We start from the raw sequence: 23,813 nt of genomic DNA, 5'->3' as shown, positions 1-23,813 counted from the left end.
GTCGCGTGGCTGGCCCAAAAACCAAGACTCACCTGACTTCCTCCCCGGCCTTCGGGAGGTTACCCAGGTAATAGTCGGTGTCCGTGGCCCCGGGGTACATCGCGTGCGGTGGCGCCGTCATGCCCGGCTGCAGCGGCGCGAGCAGCTTGTCCTTGCCGTAGATGAGATCGGCCCGGTTGTCGTCGGCCATCTCGTAGTCGTTGGTCATGGTCAGCGCCCGCGTGGGACACGCCTCAATACACAGTCCACAACCGATGCACCGCAGATAGTTGATCTGGTAAACCCGGCCGTACCGTTCCCCCGGTGAGAACCGCTCCTCTTCGGAATTGTCTGCGCCCTCGACGAATATCGCGTCGGCCGGACAAGCCCAAGCGCACAACTCGCAACCGATGCATTTCTCCAGGCCGTCGGCATAGCGATTGAGCTGGTGCCGCCCGTGATATCGGGGTGCGGTCGGCTGCTTCTTTTCGGGGTACTGCTCGGTGAGCCGCTTCTTGAACATGGACGAGAACGTGACCCAGAACCCGGCCATGGCATCGGCCGAACGTCGCAGAAGATCAGGCATCTGCGTCCTCCTTGGTGCTCGGGTGCGCCCCGGTGTCGACGCGTTGTCCCGGCAGCGGCGGCACCGGGAATCCGCCGGCCATCGGATCGAAACGTGCGGGCAGCACGGGTTTCGGCGGTTGTGTGCGCCGGGAGAGAACGCCGACCAGGCCGATGCTGCCCAGCGAGACCGCCACCCCGGTGATCCCAAGGATGATCGAAGGATTCCCATATCCGTACAGCCCCATGGCCTTCACCACGCCGACGACGACGATCCACACCAGCGCGACAGGAATCAGGACCTCCCAGCCCAACCGCATGAACTGGTCATAACGTAGACGCGGCAAGGTAGCGCGCAGCCACATGAACAGGAACATGAACCCCCAGACCTTGGCCACGAACCACAGCGCCGGCAACCACGAGGTATTGGCCCCGTCGATCAGGCTCAGCGGCCAGGGTGCGTGCCAGCCGCCCAGGAACATGGTGGCGGCCAACCCGGAAACCGTTGCCATGTTGATGTATTCGGCGAGCATGAACATGGCGAAACGAAGCGAGGAGTACTCGGTGTGGAAACCGCCGACCAGCTCCCCCTCGGCCTCGGGCAGGTCGAAAGGCGCCCTGTTCGTCTCGCCCACCATCGCGGTGACGTAGACCAAGAACGAGGGCAGCAACAGAAACAGGTACCAGCGGCCCTCCTGCGCCGCCACGATTCCCGATGTCGACATGGTGCCCGCCAGCAAGAAAACCGCCGCGAAGGTCAGACCCATCGCGATCTCGTAGGAGATCACCTGCGCGGAAGATCGCAACCCTCCGAGCAGCGGGTAGGTAGATCCGGATGCCCAGCCTCCCAACACGATCCCGTACACCCCGACCGATGTCACCGCCAGCACGAAGAGAATCGCCACAGGTAGATCGGTGAGTTGCAGAGGTGTGCGATGCCCGAAAACAGAGACGACCGGCCCGAACGGGATGACCGCGTACGCGACGATCGCCGGGACCACGGAGATGATGGGTGCCAGCAGGTAAATCGGTTTGTCGACGCCAGCCGGAGTCAAGCCCTCTTTGAGAGCGAGTTTCACCCCGTCGGCCAGGCTCTGCAACAGACCGAAGGGGCCCACCCTGTTGGGTCCTATGCGGCGCTGCATCCAGGCCAGCACCCGGCGTTCGGCGAGGATGGCGATGAGCACAGTGAGAACCAGAAAGGCGAATACCGCCACGCATTTCACAAGGACCAGCCATAACGGGTCGATCCCGAATTGTGAAAGGTCGGTCCTGCCGGTCACGGGGCCACCTCGATTCTCACCACTTGGCCGAGCGCCGGGCCAAGTTGCTGATGAAGCTCCGACCCCGTCGAGCGCATGGGCACCCAGACCACCCGGTCCGGCATCTCGGTTATCCTCAGCGGCAGGGTAATTGCGCCCCGGATCGATTCCGACAGGCTGCGTACGGTCACCGATTCACCTTCGGCCGCCCCGATTTCGTTGGCCGTCGCCTCGGACAGCAGGACCTGGGCCTCGTGTGCCGTCCCGGCGAGGTACGGCTCGCCGTCCTGCAGCCGGCCGATATCGAGCAGGAGCCGCCACGAGGCCAATACCGCCTCTCCCGCTTCGGGCTGCGGCCTGCCGGCGGCACGCACCGCGCCCGGCGTTTCCCGTGCTCCTTCCCACGGACCGATGTCCGCGAGCTCGGCAAGCGCCTGGTTCGCGTGGTTCAGGCCAATCGGGCGATCCATCCGCTGTGAAAGCGCGGCAAGCACCCGGAGGTCGTCCAAGGCATCGCTGGTCTCCAGGGTGGTGCGGAACGGGCGCAGCCGGCCTTCCCAGTTCAGGAAACTGCCGGACTTCTCCGCGACGGCCGCGATCGGGAGCACGACATCGGCGAGTTCGGTGACGGCCCCATGGCGCATCTCCAGGCTCACCACGAATGCCGTCTTGAGAGCGCCTATGGCAGCGGCGGGATACGGCAGATCGGCCAGTTCGACCCCGCCGACAAGGAAGGCATCGAGACCGCTTCCCGGGTCCAGCATGCCGGCGGCATCCAGCCCGGGCTTGTCGGGCAATGCGATTACTCCCCATTTCTCGGCGATAGCGCGACGTGCCGTGCTGTCCGCTACCGGATGTGCGCCCGGCAGCAGGCGCGGCAGTGCCCCGGCCTCCAAGGCCCCGCGCTCGCCCGCCCGGCGCGGAACCCACACCAAGGCGGCGCCCGTCTTGTCGGCCAGCTGCGCTGCCGCCGACAACGCGCCCGGCGCCGACGCGAGCCGCTCCCCCACCATGATCACCGCTCCCGGCTGCCGCAGCAGCTCAGAACCCGCAAGACCCGCAATGGTTTCCGGCTCTGTTCCGGGGGCCACGACAAGCACCTCGGCAGATAGCTTGGTAGATCCACGACTCACCCAAGGCGCGATGGTGAGCACCTTGAGCCCCCGCTTGCGCACTCCCTTACGCAGCCGCAGGAAGACGACGGGCGATTCCTCCTCCGGCTCGAATCCCGCCAGCAAGACCGCCGGCGCCGACTCCAACGCCGCATAGGTCTGGGACATCCCTCGACCGGCGACCACCGAACCGAGGAAGGCCGCCTCTTCCATGCTGTGCGCGCGAGCCCGGAAGTCGATGTTGTTGGTGCCCAACACCATGCGTGCGAACTTGACGTAGGCGTAGGCATCTTCGACCGTCAGCCGTCCGCCGGCAAGCACCCCGGTGTTGGCTCCCGCATGCGCCAAGCCCCGCGCCGCGGCGTCAAGCGCCTGCGGCCACGACACCGCCACGAGCTTTCCGTGCTCGTCGCGGACCATCGGTTCGGTGATGCGGTCGCCCGCCGTGGCATAGGTGAACGCCCAGCGTCCCTTATCGCAGTTCCATTCTTCGTTGACCTCGGGATCGTCACCGGCCAGGCGCCGTAGCACCTTGCCCCGCCGATGGTCGGTGCGCTGTGCGCATCCGCTGGCACAGTGCTCACACACGCTCGGCGTGGAAACCAAATCAAACGGGCGGGCCCGAAATCTGTACGCAGCGCCGGTAAGCGCACCTACGGGGCAGATCTGCACGGTATTGCCGGAGAAGTACGACTGGAAGGGCTCATCGCTGGCGATGCCAACCTGTTGCAGCGCACCACGTTCCAGCAGCTCGATGAACGGATCACCGGCGACTTGTTGGGAAAACCGGGTGCAGCGCGCGCACAGCACACATCGCTCCCTGTCCAGCAGCACCTCGGTGGACAGCGGAATCGGCTTAGGGAAAGTGCGTTTGGCCTCGGTGAACCGGGTTTCAGCGCGACCGGTGGACATCGCCTGGTTCTGCAGCGGGCACTCTCCGCCCTTGTCGCAAACAGGACAATCCAAAGGGTGATTGATCAGCAGCAATTCCATCACGCCGCTCTGCGCCCGCTGCGCGGCCGCAGAGGTGATCTGTGTGCGCACCACCATCTCGTCGGCGACGGTGGTGGTACATGCCGCCAACGGCTTACGCTGCCCCTCCACCTCCACGAGGCATTGACGGCACGCGCCGACGGGATCGAGCAACGGGTGATCGCAGAACCTGGGAATCTGCACACCGATGAGTTCGGCGGCACGGATGACCAGGGTGCCCTTGGGAACCGAGATATCGGTTCCGTCGATGTTGACGGTGACCAGATCGGTGTCTGGCTGTACCGCGGTCATGCGGACACCTCCCCGAATACGGTGCTGGCCGCCGGATCAAAGGGGCACCCGTTGTCCAGGTGGGCCTCGTATTCGGTGCGGAAGTATTTCAGGGAGGACATGATCGGGCTCGCTGCGCCGTCGCCGAGCGCACAGAAGGACTTGCCCAGCACGATGTCCGAGATATCGAGAAGTTTGTCCAGGTCTTCGGCTTTACCTTCGCCGGACTCAAGTCGCTGGAGAATACGCACCAGCCAGTAGGTGCCCTCACGACAGGGAGTGCACTTGCCGCAGGATTCGTGCGCGTAGAACTCGGTCCATCGCAGTACCGCGCGCACAACACACGTGGTGTCGTCGAATATCTGTAATGCCTTGGTGCCCAGCATAGATCCGGCAGCACTGACACCCTCGTAGTCGAGCGGTACATCAAGCTGCTCCGCGGTGAACAGTGGTGTCGAGGAGCCACCGGGAGTCCAGAACTTCAGCGCGCGCCCGTCGCGCACACCGCCTGCCAGCTCCAGCAGCTGTCGCAGCGTCACGCCCAACGGCGCCTCGTACTGTCCGGGCGTACGCACATGCCCGGACAACGAGTAAAGCGTGAATCCCGGCGACTTTTCCGTTCCCATCGTGCGGAACCATTCGGCGCCGCGGCGCAAGATCACCGGCACACTCGCGATGGATTCGACGTTGTTGACCACGGTCGGGCTGGCGTACAGGCCGGCAACGGCCGGGAATGGGGGTCGCAGCCGAGGCTGTCCGCGCCGCCCCTCCAACGAATCCAATAGCGCGGTCTCTTCCCCGCAGATGTACGCACCGGCACCGGCGTGCACCACCAGCTCCAGATCAAAACCGCTGTCGAGGATATTGCGGCCCAGATATCCGGCCTTGTAGGCCTGTGCCACCGCTGCATGCAACCGCCTGATCACGGAGATGACCTCGCCGCGCACGTAGATGAAGGCCTGTGAAGCACGAATCGCAAAGGCGGCGATCACGATTCCCTCGATCAGTGTGTGCGGTGTCGCGAGCATCAGCGGAATGTCTTTGCAGGTGCCGGGTTCGGATTCGTCGGCATTAACCACCAGATAGTGCGGCTTACCGTCTCCCTGCGGGATGAATGACCATTTGGCGCCCGTCGGGAATCCTGCCCCACCACGCCCGCGCAGTCCCGCCTCTTTCACCAGCGCAATCACCGCATCGGGATCCATCCCCAGCGCGGTGCGCAGGCCGCGGTATCCGCCATGACGCAGATACCCATCCAAGGTCCAGGCATCAGGCTCGTCCCAATGCTCCGACAGGACCGGAGAGAGAATCGACGAAGTCATGGCCTCATCCCGTCTGCCTTGTACTGAACGTTCCGCTGTACGTCCTGGGCCAACCGCAGTCCCGCAAGTGTCGAGTCCCCCGGCTGTGCTGCGGCGACCGCTTCCGGCCGCTCATCGGCGAACCCCGCCAAGATCCGGGCCGTCTCCTTGAATGTGCACGGTGGCGCGCCTCGTCTGGGCGCGGGAACATGACCACGCCGCAGCCCTTGGACCAGAGCCGCTGCCCCATCCGGGGTTTGGTTATCGAAGAACTCCCAATTGACCATCAGGACCGGCGCGTAGTCACAGCCGGCGTTACACTCGATGTGTTCGAGGGTGACCTTGCCGTCCTCGGTGGTGCCGCCCGGACGCACACCGAGTTCCCCGGCCAATCGCGCCAGAATAGCGTCGCCGCCGAGCACCGCGCACAACGTATTGGTACAGACACCCACGAGGTAGTCACCGGTGGGTTCGCGCCGGTACATCGAATAGAAACTCGCCACTGCGGTCACCTCGGCGGATGTCAATTCCACTTGTCGGGCACAGAATTCGATGCCTGCCGTGGTCACGTATCCGTCTTCGGACTGGACCAGATGCAGCAGCGGCAGCAATGCCGACCGACGGCTTGGATAGCGATCGAGGATCTCCTTGGCGTCGATGGCCAGCCGTGAAACCACCTCCGCCGGATAGTGTTTACGCCCAGCGAATCGACCTTCGTCCTCTGACGGACGGCTACCCAGTTCGACAAATACCTCGGTCACCTGTCCACTCCCCCCATCACCGGATCAATGCTCGCCACCGCGGCGATCAAGTCGGCCACCATCGCGCCCTCACACATGGCGGCAACGGACTGCAGGTTCGTGAACGAGGGGTCCCTGAAATGAACCCGGTAGGGCCGGGTTCCGCCGTCACTGACCATGTGCACGCCCAGCTCTCCACGCGGCGATTCGATCGCCACGTATACCTGTCCGGCGGGCACCCGCACCCCCTCCGTCACCAGTTTGAAATGGTGTATCAGTCCCTCCATCGAGGTGCCCATGATCTTGGCGATGTGTTTGGGTGAATTACCCAGGCCGTCGGGACCAGACGCCAGATCGGCTGGCCAGGCGATCTTCTTGTCATCCACCATGACCGGCCCGGGGCGCAGCCTATCCACACATTGCTGAGCGATCTTGATGGATTCGTGCATCTCTTTGACCCGGATGAGATACCGGCCATAGGAATCGCAATCCTGGTGGGTAACGACGTCGAAATCGTAGTTCTCGTAGCCGCAATACGGCTGGGCGCGCCGTAGGTCGTGCGCCAACCCGGTGGCACGCAGCACCGGACCGGTTATACCCAAGGCCATACACCCGGTGAGGTCCAGGTACCCAACGCCCTGGGTGCGGGCCTTCCAGATGTAGTTCTCGTTCAACAGGTTTTCCATGTCGCGCAACCTGCCGGGCAAGATCTCGAGCAGGTCCCGGACCTCTTGCTCGGCGCCGTCGGGCAAATCTTGCGCGAGGCCACCGGGCCGCACATAGGCGTGATTCATACGCAGGCCGGTGATCGCCTCAAAGACCTTCAGGATCATTTCGCGTTCGCGGAAACCGAGGAACATGGCAGTCATCGCGCCGAGCTCCATGCCCCCGGTGGCCAGCGCGACCAGGTGCGAGGAGATGCGGTTCAACTCCATCATCAGCACGCGAATCACATTGGCACGTTCGGGAATTTCGTCCGCAATACCCAATAGCTGCTCTACGCCCAAGCAATAGGCAGTCTCGTTGAAGAAGGGGGACAGGTAGTCCATCCGGGTGACAAAGGTGACGCCCTGTGTCCAGGTGCGGTATTCCAGGTTTTTTTCGATGCCCGTATGCAGATAGCCGATACCGCAGCGCACATCGGTCACCGTCTCGCCCTCGATCTCCAGGATCAAACGCAGCACACCGTGCGTGGATGGATGCTGCGGACCCATGTTGACGACGATCCGTTCGTCGGTGGCTTGCCCTGCGGCGGTGACAATCTCATCCCAGTCCTGGCCACCCGCCATGAGATGGATTTCGGGCTGTGCTGTCATTAGTTGTAAGACCTCCGCTGATCGGGCGGTGCAATGGTTGCTCCGTGATACTCGACCGGCACACCACCCAGCGGGTAGTCCTTGCGCTGCGGGTGCCCGTCCCAGTCGTCGGGCATCTGTATGCGCGTCAGTGCGGGATGATCATCAAAGATGATTCCGAAGAAGTCGTAGGTTTCGCGTTCATGCCAATCCGTGGTCGGGTAGACGGCATTGAGCGAAGGGATGTGCGGATCGCTTTCCGGTACAGCTACTTCCAGCATGATCCGGCGATTCCAGGTGATGGACATGAGCGGGTAAACGGCATGCAATTCCCGCGCAGAGTCATCGGGATAGTGCACCCCGCTCACACCGAGACTGAGCTCGAAGCGCAGTTGCGGATCATCGCGCAGCGATTGGGCGACCTGAACCAGATGCTCGGCTTTCACGTGAATGGTCAGTTGATCGCGATACACGACCACACCTTCGACAGCATCCGCGTAGGTAACGTTCTCCTGCTCTGCGAGAACCGATTCCAGCCTGTCGACCACCTGGTCGAAGTACCCGCCGTACGGACGGTTCGAGCTAACCGGCAAGGAAATCGGTTGGACTAGACCGCCGTAGCCGGATGTGTCGCCGCTCCCCCGCACCCCAAAGAGCCCGCGCCGCACCCCGATTATTTCATTCGGTTTCTGCTCGCCGCCGGTCACCGCAGCAGTCCCTTCATCTCGATGGTGGGCGTCGCGGCCAATGCGGCGGCTTCGGTCTCCCGGATGACTTCCTCGCGATTGGCCCCGAGCGGCATGTGCGCGATCTTTTCATGCAGTTTCAAGATCGCGTGTAGCAACATTTCCGGCCGCGGCGGACAGCCAGGAAGATAGATATCCACGGGCACAACGTGATCGACGCCCTGGACGATGGCGTAGTTATTGAACATGCCACCCGAGGAGGCGCAAACCCCCATGGCCAACACCCACTTGGGCTCGGCCATCTGGTCGTAGATCTGGCGCAGCACCGGGGCCATCTTCTGGCTCACCCTGCCTGCCACGATCATCAGGTCCGCCTGGCGCGGTGTGGCCGAAAAGCGTTCCATGCCAAAGCGAGCGATATCGAATCGGGGGCCCGCCGTGGACATCATCTCGATGGCGCAACAGGCCAGACCAAAGGTGGCGGGCCACAGCGAGCCTTTGCGCACATACCCCGCCAGTGTCTCGACGGTACTCAGCAGAAATCCGCTCGGCAGTTTTTCCTCAAGACCCATGGCTCTCCCGACAAGCGTGCTTATTCGTGATGTTGCAAGGACTTCCAGCTGCCCCATCAATCGCACGGGGCTAATCCCAGCTCAGGCCACCGCGCCTCCATTCATACGCGTACGCCACCGACACGTTGACGATGAACAAGGCCATTGCGAGCAGTCCGAATACACCGAGGGCGTCAAAGTGCACGGCCCACGGATACAGAAAGACGATTTCGATATCGAAGATGATGAACAACATCGCGGTGAGGTAGTACTTCACGGGCACCCGATGACCCCCGGCCGCGGCACCGTGATGATCGCGCCCCATCGAATGCTGGGTGGCCTCGATGCCGCACTCGTACGCCTCAAGTTTGGCCCGGTTGTACCGGCGTGGACCCACAAACGACGAAACCCCAACGGAGAAAACGGCAAAGACCACCGCAATGGCGCCGAGTACCAAGATCGGTACGTATGCGTCCATCGCAGACCAGCCTCCCGAATAGAGCCATCGGGTCCCTGTGCTGGATCGGCAACATTGCCGTGTCAGTGCTGTTTGTGGTCGAGGGCTGCCGACCAGTACAGATGTGACCTAACAAACACACTATCGGTTGGCGCCGGATCCATGCCACCGTTTGACGGTGTTTTGCGCAATTAAGTACCGGATGCGAACCACCCGAAGGCGGACCCAGTCAGCGGCGGGATGCGGCTGCCGAACCCAGCAGATCGATCACCGTAGCCGTCAACCGCATGGGGTCGATGGGCCTGGGCACCACGGCCTCGGCGCGGGACCAGCTCGCCAGCCAGTTGTCCTGCGGCCGTCCGGTGAGAATCACAATCGGAGGCGGCGCATCAACCTCGTCCTTGACCTGCTTGGCCACACCCATCCCGCCGAACGGCGTCGCTTCGCCGTCCAGGATGGCCAGATCGATGCCGGGCAGTGAGCCCGGCGCGGCAAGTCGCTCGATGACCATGGGGCCGGTGGCGACCTCGACGAACTCCAGCGGCGGCAGTGCGGAATCCGGCCGGGCACCGATTCCCTGAATTACCTTGCGCCGGACCGTGATGTCATCGCTGTAGACGAGGACCTGCAACGCCATAGCGCCATCGTATTGCCGAGCAGACGCTTAGTGCACCAAAACGCCAAGATGCCCCGCACCAGGCGTCTGTTCACGAATGAAAACTACGCCCGGAAGAAGCGGACCTCCGAGGCAAGGATGGCCTTGGCGCCGATGGCGGCCAGCGCGTCCATGGTGGTGTTGACGCCCTTGCGCGGGGCGAGGGCGCGGACCGCCACCCATGCCTCGTCTGCCAGCGGTGCCAACGTCGGCGACTCCAGGCCCGGCGTCACCTTAAGAGCCTCGTCCAGGACCGCGCGCGGGCAGTCGTAGTCGAGCATGAGGTACTGCTGGCCGAACACCACCCCCTGGATACGCGTCGTCAGCTGTGTACGAGCCGATTCCGTTGCCGGATCGGCGTTCTCCCGCTCGATCAGCACCGCCTCCGAATCGCACAACGACTCACCGAAGGCAACCAGCCCATGCTGGCGCAGGGTGCGGCCGGTGCCGACGATATCGGCGATCACATCGGCCACCCCGAGCTGGATGGAAATCTCGACGGCACCGTCCAGCCGGATGACCTCGGCTTCGATGCCTTTGGCGGCCAGATCCTTTCGGACCAAGTTGGGGTACGCGGTGGCGATTCTCTTTCCCGCGATGTCGTAGATCGTCCAGTCCCGCCCTGCGGGCGCGGCGTACCGGAAGGTCGAGCCCCCGAATCCCAGCGCGAGCCGCTCGGTCACCGGCGCATCGGAGTCCATCATGAGATCGCGGCCGGTGATGCCGAGATCAAGCTCACCCGAACCGACATAGATGGCTATGTCCTTGGGCCTCAAGAAGAAGAACTCGACGTCGTTCTGCGGGTCGAGCACGGTTAGGTCCTTGGCGTCACCACGCCGCCGATAGCCCGCCTCGGACAGGATTTCCGATGCGGCTTCACTGAGCGCCCCCTTGTTGGGGACCGCGACGCGCAGAGCACCGTTGGTACTGGTCATCTCAGAGCTTTCGGTAGACGTCGTCGAGGGTGAGGCCGCGCGCGATCAGCAGCACCTGCGCCCAATAGAGCAACTGGCTCACCTCTTCGGCAAGCGATTCGTCACTCTCGTGCTCAGCAGCCAGCCACACCTCACCCGCCTCTTCGAGCAGTTTCTTGCCCAGGGTGTGCACCCCGGCGTCGAGAGCGGCAACGGTACCGCTCCCCTCGGGGCGGGTCTTGGCGCGATCACTGAGCTCAGCGAACAGCTCATCGAAGGTCTTCACGGGTGGCGATTCTGTCACGACCCTGCCCGGCGAGTCATATGGGTTTGCAGGTGGTCGCGGCGAGCACGTCGGCGTGGGCATCCCGCAGGTCGCGCACGGAAAGGCCAGACAAGCTGGCGGCATGTCTGCGCCGCGCTCCGGCGGGCACCTCGACATGGTTGGGCACCACCAGGACCGCGCATCCCGCTGCCTCGGCAGCGGCTGCTCCGGTCACCGAATCTTCGATGGCCAGGCAATCGCGTGGCTCGACGCCCAGTAGCGCGGCGGCGCGCAGGTACGGATCGGGGGCCGGCTTGCCAGCGGGCACCTCATCACCACAGACCGACTCGGTGAACCAATGCGTGCCAATGGTCTTGAGTGCCTGATCGGTCAATGACCTGATGGTGTTGGTTACCAGGGCCATCGGCATCTGCTCCGCGGCAAGCTGCCCCAGCATCTCCTGGGCGCCATCGCACCAGATGAGACCGGTGGCGAACAACTCGCCGGTGTACTGGTGCAGCCAATCGTTCTCACTGGCCATCCGCACGGGGTCGGGTTCCAGCTCCAGCGCGGTGAAGATCATCCGCATGGTGGCATCCGCGGCGCCGCCTACCAGTGCGGTACGCAGCTCCGGCGTCATCTCACCGCCTAGCTTGCGGCACAGCTCTCCCATCGAGATGTCCCACAGCTTCTCCGATTCGATGAGGGTGCCGTCCATATCCCACAGCACCGCTCTCATGCGATCAATTCTGTCAGAGGTCCTCTGCCGCCCATGATGCTGGTGCTCAGTCCTCCGGGTTGTAGCCGAGGTTCGGGCCGAGCCAGCGCTCCGCTTCCTGCAGAGTCCAGCCCTTGCGCTTGGCGTAGTCGGCGACCTGGTCCTGGGCCAGCCGTCCGACCACGAAGTACTGCGACTGTGGATGCGCGAAATACCAGCCACTCACCGCGGCGCCGGGCCACATCGCCATCGATTCGGTGAGCTCGATGCCGGTCCGCTTCGTGACGTCCAGCAGATCGAACAGCGTCACCTTCTCGGTGTGCTCGGGGCAGGCCGGGTAACCGGGCGCCGGGCGGATTCCCCGGTACTTCTCGCCGATGAGCGCCTCATTGTCCAGCTGTTCGTCCGGCTGGAAACCCCAGAACTCGGTGCGCACCCGCTGATGCATTCTTTCCGCGAACGCCTCGGCCAGCCGATCGGCGATCGACTCCAGCAGGATCGCGCTGTAGTCGTCCAGATCCGCCTTGAACTCCATGATCTTGTCCTGGCTGCCCAGCCCCGCGGTCACGGCGAAGGCGCCGATGTAGTCCCGGAGACCCGTTTCTTTGGGCGCGATGTAGTCGCCCAGCGACCGGTTGGGGATGCCGTCGCGGTGCTCGCCCTGCTGGCGCAGGTTATGCAGCGTGGTCAGCACCTCGGTGCGGGTGTCGTCGGTGTAGACCTCGATGTCTTCAAAACCTGGGCCGACCGCGTTCGCGGGGAAGAAACCGATCACCCCGTTGGCCGTCAGCCACTTCTCCTTGATCAGGGTGTCGAGAATCTGCTGCGCGTCGTCGTGCAGCTTGCGCGCAGCCTCACCGGTCGCCGGGTTGTTGAGGATGTCGGGGAACCTGCCCTTCATCTCCCAGGCGTTGAAGAACGGTTGCCAGTCGATGTATTCGCGCACCTCGGCGAGGTCGTAGTCCAGAAACTCCCGCACGCCCAGGCCCTGAGCGGGAACGGGCGGCGTGTATCCGTCCCACTCGACCGGTGTCCGGTTGGCTCGGGCCTTTTCCAGCGTCAGCGTCGGCCGCTCGTTCTTCTGCGCATGCCGCTCGCGAAGCGATGCATAGTCCTTCTCGGTGGCCTCCAATAGTCCCGGCCGCTGCTTGTCGTCCAAGAGTGCGGCGGCAACCGGCACCGAACGGGACGCATCCTTGACCCACACCACCGGACCCTTGCGACGCGGCGAAATCTTCACCGCCGTGTGGGCGCGTGAGGTGGTCGCGCCACCGATCAGCAGCGGGATTTCCAGACCTTCGCGTTCCATCTCGACAGCGAAGTTGGCCATCTCGTCCAGCGACGGGGTGATCAGGCCGGACAGCCCGATGATGTCGGCGTCGTGTTCCTTCGCCGCGTCCAGAATCTTCTGAGCGGGCACCATCACACCAAGGTCGATCACTTCGAAGTTGTTGCACTGCAAGACAACCCCGACGATGTTCTTGCCGATGTCGTGCACGTCGCCCTTCACGGTCGCCATGACGATGGTGCCGTTGGTGTCCTTGGACTTGGAATCCCCAGCGGTGCCGTTATCTTCCTTCTCGGCTTCGATGAACGGCAGCAGGTACGCGACGGCCTTCTTCATCACCCGGGCCGACTTCACCACCTGGGGCAGGAACATCTTTCCGGAGCCGAAGAGGTCGCCGACGACGTTCATGCCATCCATCAGCGGGCCCTCGATCACCTCGATCGGGCGACCCCCGGCAGCGGCGATCTCGGCCCGCAGCTCCTCGGTGTCGTCATCCACATGGGCGTCGATTCCCTTGACCAAGGCGTGCGTAATACGTTCGCGCACAGGAAGACTGCGCCACTCTTGAGCAGCTCGATCGTCTCCTCCGCCCGAGTTCTCCGTGCTGTTGAATCGTTCGGCGATCTCCAACAGCCGTTCGGCCGCGTCCGCACGACGGTTCAGCACGACGTCCTCGATGCGGTCCCGCAGCTCGGAGTCGATCGAGTCGTAGGGCACCAGCGCACCGGCGTTGACGATGCCCATGTCCAGGCCGGCCTTAATGGCGTGGAACAGAAACACCGCGTGAATCGCCTCGCGGACGGGGTTGTTGCCCCGGAACGAGAACGACACATTCGAGATACCGCCGGAGATGTGCACTCCGGGCAGGTTCTCCTTGATCCAGGCACAGGCCTCGATGAAGTCGATCCCGTAGGTCGCGTGCTCCTCGATACCGGTTGCCAGCGCGAAGCAGTTGGGGTCGAAGATGATGTCCTCGGCCGGGAAGCCGACCTCTTCGGTCAGGATCCGGTAGGCGCGTCCACAGATCTCCTTGCGGCGCTCCAGATTGTCGGCCTGCCCCTTCTCGTCGAAAGCCATCACCACGACAGCAGCACCGTACTTGCGGCACAGCCGCGCTTCGCGAATGAACTTCTCTTCGCCCTCCTTCATGGAGATCGAGTTGACGATCGGCTTGCCCTGTACGTTCTTCAGACCCGCCTCGATGACCTCCCACTTGGAGGAATCGATCATCACCGGGACGCGGCTGATATCGGGCTCGGCCGCGATCAGCTTGGTGAACCGGTCCATCGCGGCGACGCCGTCGATCATGCCCTCGTCCATGTTGATGTCGATAACCTGCGCGCCCACCTCTACCTGCTGCAGCGCCACCGATAGCGCGGTGTCGTAATCCTCGGCCTTGATCAGATTGCGGAACCGGGCCGAACCGGTGATGTTGGTGCGCTCACCGATGTTCACGAACAGCGAGTCATCGGTGATGTTGAGGGGTTCCAGTCCGGATAGCCGAGTCGCGACGTCGATGCTCGGCACATCCCTCGGTTTCACGCCCTCGACAACCTTGGCGATCTCCGCGATATGGGCGGGCGCGGTACCGCAGCACCCGCCGACCAGATTGACCAGACCGGCCTCGGCGAACTCGGCAAGGTAACCGGCCTGGTGCTCCGGCGACTCGTCGTACTCGCCGAAGGCGTTGGGCAGGCCCGCGTTCGGATAGCAGGAGACGAAGGTGTCGGCGATACGCGACATCTCAGCGATATAGGGCCGCATCTCCGGGGCGCCCAGGGCACAGTTGAGACCCACCGCGATGGGCCTGGCGTGCCGGATGGCATTCCAGAATGCCTCGGTGACCTGGCCGGACAACGTCCGGCCGGACGCATCGGTAATAGTGCCCGAGATGATGATCGGCCAGCGCCGCCCGCGCTGCTCGAACAGCGTCTCGATGGCGAACACCGCCGCTTTGGCATTCAGCGAGTCGAAGATGGTCTCCACGAGGATGATGTCGGCACCACCGTCGACCAGGCCGTTGGCTGCTTCGAGGTAGGCGGCGACCAGCTGGTCATAGGAGACGTTGCGGGCTCCGGGGTCGTTGACGTCCGGCGAAATCGACGCGGTCCGGGTGGTGGGTCCCAGCGCTCCGGCGACATAGCGGGGCTTGGCCGGGGTGCTGTACTCGTCGGCGGCAACCCGCGCCAGCGCGGCACCGGCGTAATTCAGCTCGTAGCTCAGCTCTTCCATGCCGTAGTCGGACAGTGACACGGCATTTGCGTTGAACGTGTTCGTCTCGAGGATGTCCGCGCCCGCCTCGAGGTACTCACGGTGAATGCCCTCGATGATGTGCGGCTGTGTCAGCGTGAGGAGATCGTTGTTGCCGACAAGGTCGCTCGGCCAGTCGGCGAAACGCTCACCGCGGTATCCGGCTTCGTCGGGCCTGTCGCGCTGGATAGCGGTGCCCATCGCGCCGTCGATCACCAGGATCCGCTGTTCGAGAGCAGCCGTCAGCGCCTCTGTGCAGTCGGGTCGGACATTCGGCTGCAGATTGGTCACGTGCATTCCTTCCAGAGCGGAAGGCGTCCTTAACTCTGCCGAGCGTGGCGGTCACGGGGCTGTGATCCCCGAACCGTTGCAACGCCTCTCGACCAGATGAAGTCTACGTCGTCGCTCAACAGTCGCGCGAACGCCCAGTTTGTCCTGTGGGGTGTCGTACGGCTTTTTCTGGGTGCGGTCCTATCAACAACGTGATCCGGCTATCCAATCCATTCTCCGCCGGCCGCGACTCGCCCCCGCCACGCAGGGCTTACGCTGACACCGTGACCTTGTCGGATATGGCCCAGAACAGCCTACCCGTGCTGCGCGACCCGATAGTGGTTGCCGCGTTCGAGGGCTGGAATGACGCCGGCGACGCCGCCAGCGCTGCGCTGGAGCATTTGGACACCACCTGGCAGGCCACCCCATTGATGACCATCGATGACGAGGATTACTACGACTATCAGGTCAACCGGCCCGTCGTACGGCTGGTCGACGGCGTCACTCGCGAGCTGGAGTGGCCTGGCATGCACATCTCCTACTGCTCACCCCCCGGCTCGCAGCGCGATGTGGTCCTGATGCACGGTGCCGAGCCGAACATGCGCTGGCGCACGTTCTGCAACCGCTTGCTGGCCATCGCGGATCGTCTCGACGTGTCCACGGTGGTGATCCTGGGCGCGCTACTGGCCGACACCCCGCATACGCGGCCGGTACCGGTCAGCGGTACCGCCTACTCCCCCGAGGCCGCCAAGTTCTTCGGCCTGGAGGAAACCCGGTACGAGGGGCCCACCGGTATCGCCGGTGTGTTCCAGGACGCCTGCGTGAACGCGGGTATACCCGCCGTCGCGTTCTGGGCCGCGGTACCGCATTACGTCTCGCAGCCGCCCAATCCGAAGGCGACGGTCGCGCTGCTGCAGCGGGTCGAGGACGTGCTCGACGTGGAGGTCCCGCTCGGAGATCTACCCGAGCAGGCCGAGGAGTGGGAGCAGGCGGTCACCGAGATGACCACCGAGGACGAGGAGATTGCCGAGTACGTGCAGTCACTCGAGGAACGCGGTGACGCCGAGGTGGATACCACCGAGATGCTGAGCAAGATCGACGGCGACGCATTGGCCGCCGAGTTCGAGCGATATCTGCGTCGCCGTGGGCCTCGTTTCGGTGGCTAGACACCGTTGGGCCCGGCGGGAGGGATTGACTTGACGTCTGGTGCGCTGCTGGCGAGCGCCGTGGAGTTGCACTCGTTCGCATCGATCAGCCACGCGATTCTTGACTACCTGGGCACCTTGGCGTTCGCGATGTCTGCGGCACTGGTCGCGGTAGAGAAAAAGTTCGACATAGTGGGACTGGCCGTGCTGGCCATGGTGACCGCGATCGGCGGCGGTGTGCTGCGCGACGTCATCATCGGCCAACACCCGCCCGCCGCATTCACCGGCTTCTCCCATATCGGAATCGCGCTTGCGGCAGCGGGATTGGTCTTCCTGTGGCAGCCCCCCGCCAAGCTCACCGGGTGGCCGTTGCAAGTCACCGATGCACTTGGGCTGGCGGTCTTCTGTGTCACCGGCACTGCCATCGCCGCCCACAGCGGGCTGGCCGAGCCGTCGGCCGCGCTACTCGGGGCCATGACCGCGATCGGCGGCGGTGTGATCCGCGACCTACTCTCCGGGGAGACCCCGATGCTGCTGCGCCCCGACAGCGAGCTATACGCCGTCCCTGCCATGCTGGGCGCCAGCATCACGGCGTTGCTCATCCACGTCGGCCTCTACACCGATCTGACGGGGTTGGCGGCCGCGTTGGCGGCGTTCGGGCTGCGCATGCTCGCAATGCGTTTCCATTGGCACGCGCCACAGGCCCGGCGCCGGGCCTAGAACTGGCCGGCCACGATGATCGTGACCGCCGCCCATCGACTCGGTCGGTGGGCGGGCATCGGCTAGCCCGCTACCGCGTCTTCAGGAAAGCCGCTGCACCGCCAATTCGTTCAGCGAAAGATAGCAGTTCACCGCCATGGTCAGGTCGGCCTCGGCGAGTAGCGACTGGATGACGTGTTTGACACCGTTGGTACCGTCCAGGGCGAGTCCGTATACATAGGGACGCGCAACCCCCACCAGGCTGGCGCCGAGCGCCACGGCCCGCAAGATGTCGATGCCGTCGCGTATCCCGGAATCGAATGTGACCGGAACCGAACCTGCCGCCTCGACCGCCGCGGCCAGACCATCGATCGCGGGAACTCCCCCATTCGCTTGGCGCCCACCGTGGTTGGAGTAGGCGATGGCATCCACGCCGCGGTCCACCGCTTGCCGGACATCATCGCTGTCGCAGATCCCCTTGAGGATGATCGGAAGCTTGGTGATCGACCGGTAGTGATCGATGTCCGCCCAGGTGAGCCCAGGATGACTGAACAGCGAGGCCCACACCAGCCCGGCATGCATCGGCGTCAGTTCCCCGGCGGAACGCACCCCCGCGATCTCCAGAAACCGGGGATCGGACGTGTAATTCGCCAGACAGTGCCCGTGCAGCATCGGTAGATACCCATGCTTAAGATCGCGCGGCCGCCAACCGAGCGTGCCGGTGTCGAGAGTCACTGCCAGCGCGTCGTACCCAGCAGCCTCGGCACGCCGGATGAAGTTGTCGGTCAGTTCTGAATCCGACGACGGGTACAGCTGGAAGATCCCATAGGAATCACCGCGCGCGGCGGCGACCTCTTCCAGGGTGGCCGCGGAAAGTGTCGAATACATCGCGGGCATATCGAGCTCGCGCGCGGCGGCGGCCGTCAGCAGATCGCCACGGTCACGAACCGCACCCAACACACCCACCGGGCAGATGAAGGCCGGGCTCGTGAACGTGCGCCCCAGAAATGAGGTCGACATGTCCCGAACGGTGCGATCCCGCAGCATCCGGGGCACCAGTCCATAGCGACGCAGCGCTGTGACATTCGAGTCCTGGGTGTGCTCGTCGCCGGCACCGCCGCGCACATAGCCGAAGATCCCCTCACCCAATGTCTGCTCGGCACGGCTCTCCAGCTCGGCAAAGTTGAACGGAAGGGTGGAAACCTTGCCGAGCGCACCTGCCGCATAGAACTGAAGCTGGAAATCGCCGAAGTTCATCGGGCACTCCTCACCATTCGGGCTTTCGCTGGATGTTCAGCGTACTGGGCACCTTTGGCCGCAGACGGCACGAGCCCGCAGACGAACCGGCATGTCAATTCCTCGAGCATGCGCCGCAACACCCGATGCAGGTAGCCCACACATCCGCCCCGGCGGCAGCAATCGACCTGTCTAGCAAATGGGAGCCCATGTTAGGGGTACCTTACCGGGGTTCCTTATGATCGTGCGTGAACGCATGCGCATACGGCGTCGGCACATCTTCCGGAAGGCTTCCGTTGTCCGCTCTCACCTACCCCGCCGGGACCCGGTTCAGCCTGCGCGATGGCGCAACGTGCCTCGTCACGGCGGCGGGCGGGATACTCCTGAACCCGCCGCGCAACGAGAAACTCACCGGACTCACCGGTCAGCAACGGCGCGCCCTCAAGACCCTCAACAGTGGCCCGGCCACACTCGCCGAGCTTGTCGCCGATGCCGACAGCGACGACATCGAAGCGCTCGTCACTCGGCTACTCAACGGTGGCTGGCTGTCGGTATCGGTACGCGACGAGGGACGCGAGCTCTATGCCATCGAAGGTTTCGGAGTTCCCGGCCCACAAGCCGCAGGGGCAGCGCCCGCCACCCTTCATCTCTCGAAATTCTCAGTACTGCACCGCGATACGCGGGGATATGTGCTTGAAAATCCGCTCGGCTGGTGCGATATCCGCATCCAGGATCTGCGGCTGCTGCCGCTGCTCGACGGCCCAGGACAGACCGATGCCGGTGTTCCCGAGGAACTTGTCGCGCGATTCCTGGCTGATTTGCGCTGGGGCGGATTTCTCGTCACCGACAGCTCGGACGAAAGCCATGAATTCAGCTCGATCAGCTGGAGCGCGCCGGATCTGTGGTTCCACCGCCGCAGCACGCTGGGTGAACGCACCGTCACCTGGGACCATTTCGGCCCGACGAAGTGGGCGAAGGGCAAGTTCCCACAACCCGCGGCTCGCCGGCGAGACTACCCAGGCAGCCCCGTCTCGTTGCCTGCCCCGGACCTAGCGGCCCTGCGCGCCGGCGACCCGACCCTCACCACGGTGATCGAAGATCGAATATCGGTGCGCGCCTTCGACGATGCCGATCCGATCACCGTCGAACAGCTTTCCGAGCTGCTGTATCGCACAGCCCGTACCCGTGCTATCAGTTCACCCGATGACGGTGAGGAGCTTCTGTCCCGCCCATATCCGTCGGGGGGCAGCGTGTACGAACTCGAGCTTTATCCGGTGGTTCGACATGTCGCGGGGCTGGCGGCCGGCATGTACCACTACGACTCTTTCGAGCACGTACTCCGCCCGGTGGCCGACGCGGACTCTGTCGCGGTGAAACAGCTGTTGAAGACGACGTCGGCCACGTTGGAGGGCGGCGCCGAGCCACAGGTGCTGCTGGTGATGGCGGCACGCGCCGGACGGGTGATGTGGACTTACGAGCAGGTCGCCTACTCGGCCATCCTCAAGCACGTCGGCGTGCTCATGCAAACCATCTACCTGGCCGCCACCGCGATGGGTCTGGGCGCGTGCGCCCAGGGCTTCGGCGATACCGCGGCATTCACCGCGGCCGCCGCCGTGCCCGAGCTACAGGAGTGCAGCGTGGGCAGCATGGTGCTCGGCACACCCGCTGCCTCCTGACCTATCAGACGGTCCCGGCCAAGACCTCCTCGTCGGTCATCGCCGCGATCTCGAGATAGTGGCCCGCGACGACGGCCAGCCGGTCCGGCGTACCGCGGTCGGCTTCACGCTGCAACAACCTGTCGGCCAGCCCCGCGACGGTGCGGGTGGCGAAGAAGTCCCCGACGAGCGCGTGGTCGACCGACAGCCAGTCTCGTACTCGGGCGATCACAGCGGTCGCCAACACCGAATCGCCACCGCGAGCGAAGAAATCGTCATGTACGCCCATCGATTCGATGCCAAGTACACCGGAAACCAGATCGACAAGAGCCGCATCGAGGTCGTGCCGCGGCCCCGCATCGGCACCCCCAACAGCCACTTGCTCCAGGAGCGCAGTCACCGCACGTCGATCCATCTTGCCGTTCGACGTCAGTGGCATCTGCTCAAGAAGCTCGATCCGGGCGGGAATCATGTAGCCGGGCAGTAAGTCGCCGAGCAGCGCCGCATAGTCGGCCGCCGGGTCGGGCGTACCCGCCACCGCGGCAACAAGATTCGGAGCATCCGCCCCCACGACGGCGGCGACCGCGTGCCGTATGCCCGGTATCAAGCGCAGCGCGCTCTCGACTTCGCCCAGTTCCACGCGGTACCCGCGGATCTTCACCTGATGGTCGGCGCGGCCCAGGAATTCGATGGTGCCATCGGGCCAGTAGCGCGCCATATCGCCCGTCCGGTACCAACGTAGACCGTCGTGCTCGACGAAACGCTCTGCCGTGCGCTCCGGGTCATTGCGGTAACCGGACGCGACGCTGTCGCCACCGATCCACAGTTCGCCGGGCACCCAGTCCAGACAGTCACGACCTGCCTGCGAAACGACACGGCACCGTACGTTGCGCAGCGGCACACCGAAAGGAATTGTGGCCCAGTGCTGCGGCGGGTCACCCAGCACCTCACAAATCGTGCTGTGTATGGCGGCCTCGGTCGCCCCACCCAGGCCGGTGAAGCGACAGCCCGGGACTTGCGCGGCGAGCCTGCGCGCCAGATCCGAACTTACCCAGTCACCTCCCAGGATGACCGCGCGCAGGGAATCGCCCAGCTCACCCCCGCCCATTGCCAGAATCATGTCGAGCAGTCCCGGCACACAGTTGATAATCGAAACCCTATGTCGCCGTATCAATTCCACCCATGTGGTGGCCTCGGCCCGCTGCGCGGCGTCCACCGCAACCACGGCGGCGCCGACAGAGAACATGCCGAAGATGTCGTATACGGACAGATCGAACTCGAGGGCCGACAGTCCGAGCGCACGATCCGAGGTGACCACTTCGAACTCATCGTTCAAGGCGTCAATCGTGTTCATAGCGGCCGCATGTGAGACATCGACACCCTTCGGGGTTCCGGTAGAGCCCGATGTGAAAAGGACGTATGCGATCTGCGAAGCATCCGGCAGCACCGGCTCCCGGAGCGGTTCCGGATATTGACGGGCCGCGTCAATCGACAGATGATCAATCGGCATATCGGAGTCAGCGGTGGTCAACGCCACGGAGATTCCGCCGGTTTCAAGGATCGCCGCGCGGCGCTGGGCCGGCTGATCGAATCCGATCGGTACATACGTGGCGCCGGCCGCCAGCACACCGAGCACCGCGGGAATCTGGTCGCGCCCCTTGGGCAACTGCACGGCAACACAATCACCCGGGCGTACCCCCCGCTCCCGCAAGGCGCCCGCCACCGCCAGGGCCTGGGCCGCCACATCGCGGTAGGACCACACACCATCCTCGTCGCCAAAACCCCAGACCACCGCGGGCATCCCGGGGTTCGACTGGGCGAAGTCGAAGAAGCCTTCATGCAGTCGCCGGCCGGTTACCGGGCCAGCCGTCGCGTTGACGGCGCGCCGCACCCGTTCCTGGGAAGCAGGCAGTCGCACAGCCGCATCGCTGTTCCAGCCGTCCGCTCCCGTGCACAAGGCGGCCACCGCATCGGTGTACCGCTCGAACATCGCGGCCACCATGCCGTGCGGGAACGCTGATTCGCGAACGTCCCAGTTCAACAGCAAGCCTCCCCGCACCTCGGTGACCTGAGCGTCCAGTAGCACCTGCGGTCCCTGCGAGATGATCCATACCGGTTCCCCGAAGGTCTGCATGACCGGCTCGGCGAACAGTTCCCCCAGATTTAGCGCGCTGGTGTACACGATCGGTGCCAGCACCGGTTCGCCCCGGTGCCTACCCAGGTCGCGCAGCACATTCAATCCCGGGTACGCCGAGTGCGCCCCGCTCTCATACATGGTGCGCTGCAACGCACGGGCCCGGTCGGCCACCGACATGTCCTCGGTCAGGTCGACGTCGAGCATGATCGAGGAGGTGAAGTCACCGATCACCCGATCTATGTCAGGATGCACCGACTCGCGATGAAATAGGGGGACATTCAACAAGAATCGGCTCTGCGCCGACCATCCGCCGATGGTTTCGGCGAAGACAGCGGCCATCGCCATGGCGGGGGTGATGCCGCGCTGGTGGGCGGCGACCAGCAGCTGTTGCTTGGCCTCAGGTTCAAGCCAGTAGTTGTACCGGACGGTGCGGTGCTGATCGGTGCGTTCGCTCACCGGGACAACCGGCAGTTCCGGAGCACCCGGCAGGTCCGCCAGCCTGTCCTGCCACCATTGCCTGTCACGCTCGTGCGCGGCCGCATCGCCACGATCCTCGGTGCGGTACCGCCGGTAGGAATATCCCAATTCAGGTTGCGCGCCACCGTGATAGAGCGCCGCCAAATCAGATATCAAGACCCGGTAGCTCATCGCGTCGCCGGCAAGCATGTCGACGTCGAGATGCAATCTGCTGTTGTTGTCATCACGCAAGGTCAGCGTGACGTCGAGCACCTGCCCGTCCTCTATGGCCAGGCGCTGATGCGTCTTATGCTCCCGCAGTTCGGCAAGTGCCGCGTCAACTTCGCCGGCCGCACGTCCGCGCAGATCCACCACGGTGAACACGTCACGGCCGGGAGCCGCCATGGTCTGCTGTGTGCCGTCGGGCAGAAACTTGGTGCGTAACATCGGATGGGCGGCCACCAAGCGCTCTACCGCAGCCTTGAGTCGGTCGGGATCGATTGCTCCTCCGTCGAATTCGACGTACAGGTGTGCCGCTACCCCACCGAGCTCCTGATCCTCCGATCGGCCGATCCAGTACGCGTGTTGCATGGTGGCCAGCGGGAAAGGCGCGTCCTCGCCGTCTTGACCATCTGTTTCGTCCGCCGCGGCCTCCTCATCCGGGGCCACCTCGTCATCCGCCCGCAGCAGCGCGTACCAGGAGTCCACCGAAGGCTCGGCCGCCAGCTGAGCGAAGGTGACACGGCTGCCCCGTTTGCGCCATCCACCGGCCAGAGTCATCATGCGGATCGAGTCCAATCCGAGTGTGATGAGGTCATCGCCATCCGAAATATCCTGGGCTGTAAGCCCGATGAGGTCGGCGACCGTCAGCTTGATCTCGTCCCTACTGATTGCTTCCATCCGTATTCTTCCCGT

The 23,813-nt window shown here is 64.1% G+C and carries 19 protein-coding genes; 3 read left to right on the top strand and 16 right to left on the bottom strand.

Annotation, left to right across the window (positions count from 1 at the left end):
* Positions 1-28 precede the first annotated feature (28 nt).
* The 14 genes from nuoI to metH form a co-directional block, all read right to left on the bottom strand.
* Positions 29-565 carry an NADH-quinone oxidoreductase subunit NuoI gene (nuoI, locus tag MAB_RS10935; protein WP_005086544.1) on the bottom strand — a complete coding sequence of 179 codons (537 nt, stop codon included), beginning with the start codon at positions 563-565 and terminating at the stop codon, positions 29-31.
* Positions 558-1,826, bottom strand: coding sequence for an NADH-quinone oxidoreductase subunit NuoH (gene nuoH / locus MAB_RS10930; RefSeq protein ID WP_005114281.1), 1,269 nt, complete (start codon positions 1,824-1,826; stop codon positions 558-560). The genes nuoI and nuoH overlap by 8 nt, the downstream gene beginning before the upstream one ends.
* Entirely contained in the window at positions 1,823-4,201 is a 2,379-nt protein-coding gene (locus MAB_RS10925) for an NADH-quinone oxidoreductase subunit G (protein WP_005110659.1), read from the bottom strand. The genes nuoH and MAB_RS10925 overlap by 4 nt, the downstream gene beginning before the upstream one ends.
* On the bottom strand, positions 4,198-5,502 hold the full coding sequence (gene nuoF / locus MAB_RS10920) for an NADH-quinone oxidoreductase subunit NuoF (RefSeq protein ID WP_005080146.1): 1,305 nt from the start codon (positions 5,500-5,502) through the stop codon (positions 4,198-4,200). Before nuoF ends, MAB_RS10925 begins: the two co-directional genes overlap by 4 nt.
* Positions 5,499-6,242: an NADH-quinone oxidoreductase subunit NuoE gene (gene nuoE / locus MAB_RS10915; protein WP_005110657.1), complete on the bottom strand. Its 744-nt coding sequence runs from the start codon at positions 6,240-6,242 to the stop codon at positions 5,499-5,501. The genes nuoF and nuoE overlap by 4 nt, the downstream gene beginning before the upstream one ends.
* On the bottom strand, positions 6,239-7,537 hold the full coding sequence (nuoD, locus tag MAB_RS10910; protein ID WP_005080148.1) for an NADH dehydrogenase (quinone) subunit D: 1,299 nt from the start codon (positions 7,535-7,537) through the stop codon (positions 6,239-6,241). The genes nuoE and nuoD overlap by 4 nt, the downstream gene beginning before the upstream one ends.
* Positions 7,537-8,223, bottom strand: a complete 687-nt coding sequence (locus MAB_RS10905) for an NADH-quinone oxidoreductase subunit C (protein ID WP_005080149.1) — start codon at positions 8,221-8,223, stop codon at positions 7,537-7,539. Before MAB_RS10905 ends, nuoD begins: the two co-directional genes overlap by 1 nt.
* The gene (locus MAB_RS10900; protein WP_005061196.1) at positions 8,220-8,774 is read right to left on the bottom strand and encodes a NuoB/complex I 20 kDa subunit family protein; all 555 of its coding nucleotides are present in this window, start codon (positions 8,772-8,774) and stop codon (positions 8,220-8,222) included. The genes MAB_RS10905 and MAB_RS10900 overlap by 4 nt, the downstream gene beginning before the upstream one ends.
* 70 nt (positions 8,775-8,844) lie before the next feature.
* The gene (locus MAB_RS10895) at positions 8,845-9,231 is read right to left on the bottom strand and encodes an NADH-quinone oxidoreductase subunit A (protein ID WP_005061193.1); all 387 of its coding nucleotides are present in this window, start codon (positions 9,229-9,231) and stop codon (positions 8,845-8,847) included.
* Positions 9,232-9,439: 208 nt separating this feature from the next.
* Positions 9,440-9,847, bottom strand: coding sequence for a chemotaxis protein CheY (locus MAB_RS10890; protein WP_005061188.1), 408 nt, complete (start codon positions 9,845-9,847; stop codon positions 9,440-9,442).
* Positions 9,848-9,930: 83 nt separating this feature from the next.
* On the bottom strand, positions 9,931-10,800 hold the full coding sequence (gene hisG, locus MAB_RS10885) for an ATP phosphoribosyltransferase (protein ID WP_005075024.1): 870 nt from the start codon (positions 10,798-10,800) through the stop codon (positions 9,931-9,933).
* A 1-nt stretch (position 10,801) separates the two neighbouring features.
* Positions 10,802-11,083, bottom strand: a complete 282-nt coding sequence (locus MAB_RS10880) for a phosphoribosyl-ATP diphosphatase (protein ID WP_005061184.1) — start codon at positions 11,081-11,083, stop codon at positions 10,802-10,804.
* A 16-nt stretch (positions 11,084-11,099) separates the two neighbouring features.
* On the bottom strand, positions 11,100-11,783 hold the full coding sequence (locus MAB_RS10875) for an HAD family hydrolase (RefSeq protein ID WP_005080152.1): 684 nt from the start codon (positions 11,781-11,783) through the stop codon (positions 11,100-11,102).
* Between the two features lie 46 nt (positions 11,784-11,829).
* Complete coding sequence (gene metH / locus MAB_RS10870) at positions 11,830-15,597, bottom strand: methionine synthase (protein ID WP_021268943.1); 3,768 nt, start codon at positions 15,595-15,597, stop codon at positions 11,830-11,832.
* Positions 15,598-15,854: 257 nt separating this feature from the next.
* On the opposite strand from metH, the gene MAB_RS10865 reads away from it, so the two are divergent.
* Both MAB_RS10865 and MAB_RS10860 read left to right on the top strand, forming a co-directional pair.
* Positions 15,855-16,736 carry a PAC2 family protein gene (locus MAB_RS10865; protein ID WP_005061177.1) on the top strand — a complete coding sequence of 294 codons (882 nt, stop codon included), beginning with the start codon at positions 15,855-15,857 and terminating at the stop codon, positions 16,734-16,736.
* A 30-nt stretch (positions 16,737-16,766) separates the two neighbouring features.
* A complete protein-coding gene (locus MAB_RS10860) occupies positions 16,767-17,435 on the top strand; it encodes a trimeric intracellular cation channel family protein (RefSeq protein ID WP_005110652.1) in 669 nt (222 codons plus the stop codon).
* Between the two features lie 81 nt (positions 17,436-17,516).
* On the opposite strand, the gene MAB_RS10855 is transcribed toward MAB_RS10860, so the two are convergent.
* Positions 17,517-18,671 (bottom strand): alpha-hydroxy-acid oxidizing protein, encoded by a 1,155-nt coding sequence (locus MAB_RS10855; protein ID WP_005086552.1) that lies wholly within the window; start codon positions 18,669-18,671, stop codon positions 17,517-17,519.
* Positions 18,672-18,898: 227 nt separating this feature from the next.
* Between MAB_RS10855 and MAB_RS10850 the strand changes: the two genes are divergently transcribed.
* Positions 18,899-20,326, top strand: a complete 1,428-nt coding sequence (locus MAB_RS10850; protein WP_005092398.1) for a SagB family peptide dehydrogenase — start codon at positions 18,899-18,901, stop codon at positions 20,324-20,326.
* A 4-nt stretch (positions 20,327-20,330) separates the two neighbouring features.
* Here MAB_RS10850 and MAB_RS10845 read toward each other — a convergent pair whose 3' ends face one another.
* A complete protein-coding gene (locus MAB_RS10845) occupies positions 20,331-23,798 on the bottom strand; it encodes a non-ribosomal peptide synthetase (protein WP_005110650.1) in 3,468 nt (1,155 codons plus the stop codon).
* Positions 23,799-23,813 lie beyond the last annotated feature (15 nt).

Source organism: Mycobacteroides abscessus ATCC 19977 (assembly GCF_000069185.1).
Taxonomy (GTDB): Bacteria; Actinomycetota; Actinomycetes; order Mycobacteriales; family Mycobacteriaceae; genus Mycobacterium; species Mycobacterium abscessus.
The sequence above is the reverse complement of the archived record's forward strand: the minus strand, read 5'-3'. Positions and strand labels throughout refer to the sequence as shown.

What these genes read in the sequence shown, in the direction of transcription:
- MAB_RS10855 (WP_005086552.1), bottom strand. Translation starts at nt 18,671, where the DNA reads ATGAACTTCGGCGATTTCCAGCTTCAGTTCTATGCGGCAGGTGCGCTC.
- MAB_RS10890 (WP_005061188.1), bottom strand. Translation starts at nt 9,847, where the DNA reads ATGGCGTTGCAGGTCCTCGTCTACAGCGATGACATCACGGTCCGGCGC.
- nuoI (WP_005086544.1), bottom strand. Translation starts at nt 565, where the DNA reads ATGCCTGATCTTCTGCGACGTTCGGCCGATGCCATGGCCGGGTTCTGG.
- MAB_RS10925 (WP_005110659.1), bottom strand. Translation starts at nt 4,201, where the DNA reads ATGACCGCGGTACAGCCAGACACCGATCTGGTCACCGTCAACATCGAC.
- MAB_RS10875 (WP_005080152.1), bottom strand. Translation starts at nt 11,783, where the DNA reads ATGAGAGCGGTGCTGTGGGATATGGACGGCACCCTCATCGAATCGGAG.
- nuoD (WP_005080148.1), bottom strand. Translation starts at nt 7,537, where the DNA reads ATGACAGCACAGCCCGAAATCCATCTCATGGCGGGTGGCCAGGACTGG.
- hisG (WP_005075024.1), bottom strand. Translation starts at nt 10,800, where the DNA reads ATGACCAGTACCAACGGTGCTCTGCGCGTCGCGGTCCCCAACAAGGGG.
- nuoF (WP_005080146.1), bottom strand. Translation starts at nt 5,502, where the DNA reads ATGACTTCGTCGATTCTCTCTCCGGTCCTGTCGGAGCATTGGGACGAG.
- MAB_RS10895 (WP_005061193.1), bottom strand. Translation starts at nt 9,231, where the DNA reads ATGGACGCATACGTACCGATCTTGGTACTCGGCGCCATTGCGGTGGTC.
- metH (WP_021268943.1), bottom strand. Translation starts at nt 15,597, where the DNA reads ATGCACGTGACCAATCTGCAGCCGAATGTCCGACCCGACTGCACAGAG.
- MAB_RS10845 (WP_005110650.1), bottom strand. Translation starts at nt 23,798, where the DNA reads ATGGAAGCAATCAGTAGGGACGAGATCAAGCTGACGGTCGCCGACCTC.
- MAB_RS10900 (WP_005061196.1), bottom strand. Translation starts at nt 8,774, where the DNA reads ATGGGTCTTGAGGAAAAACTGCCGAGCGGATTTCTGCTGAGTACCGTC.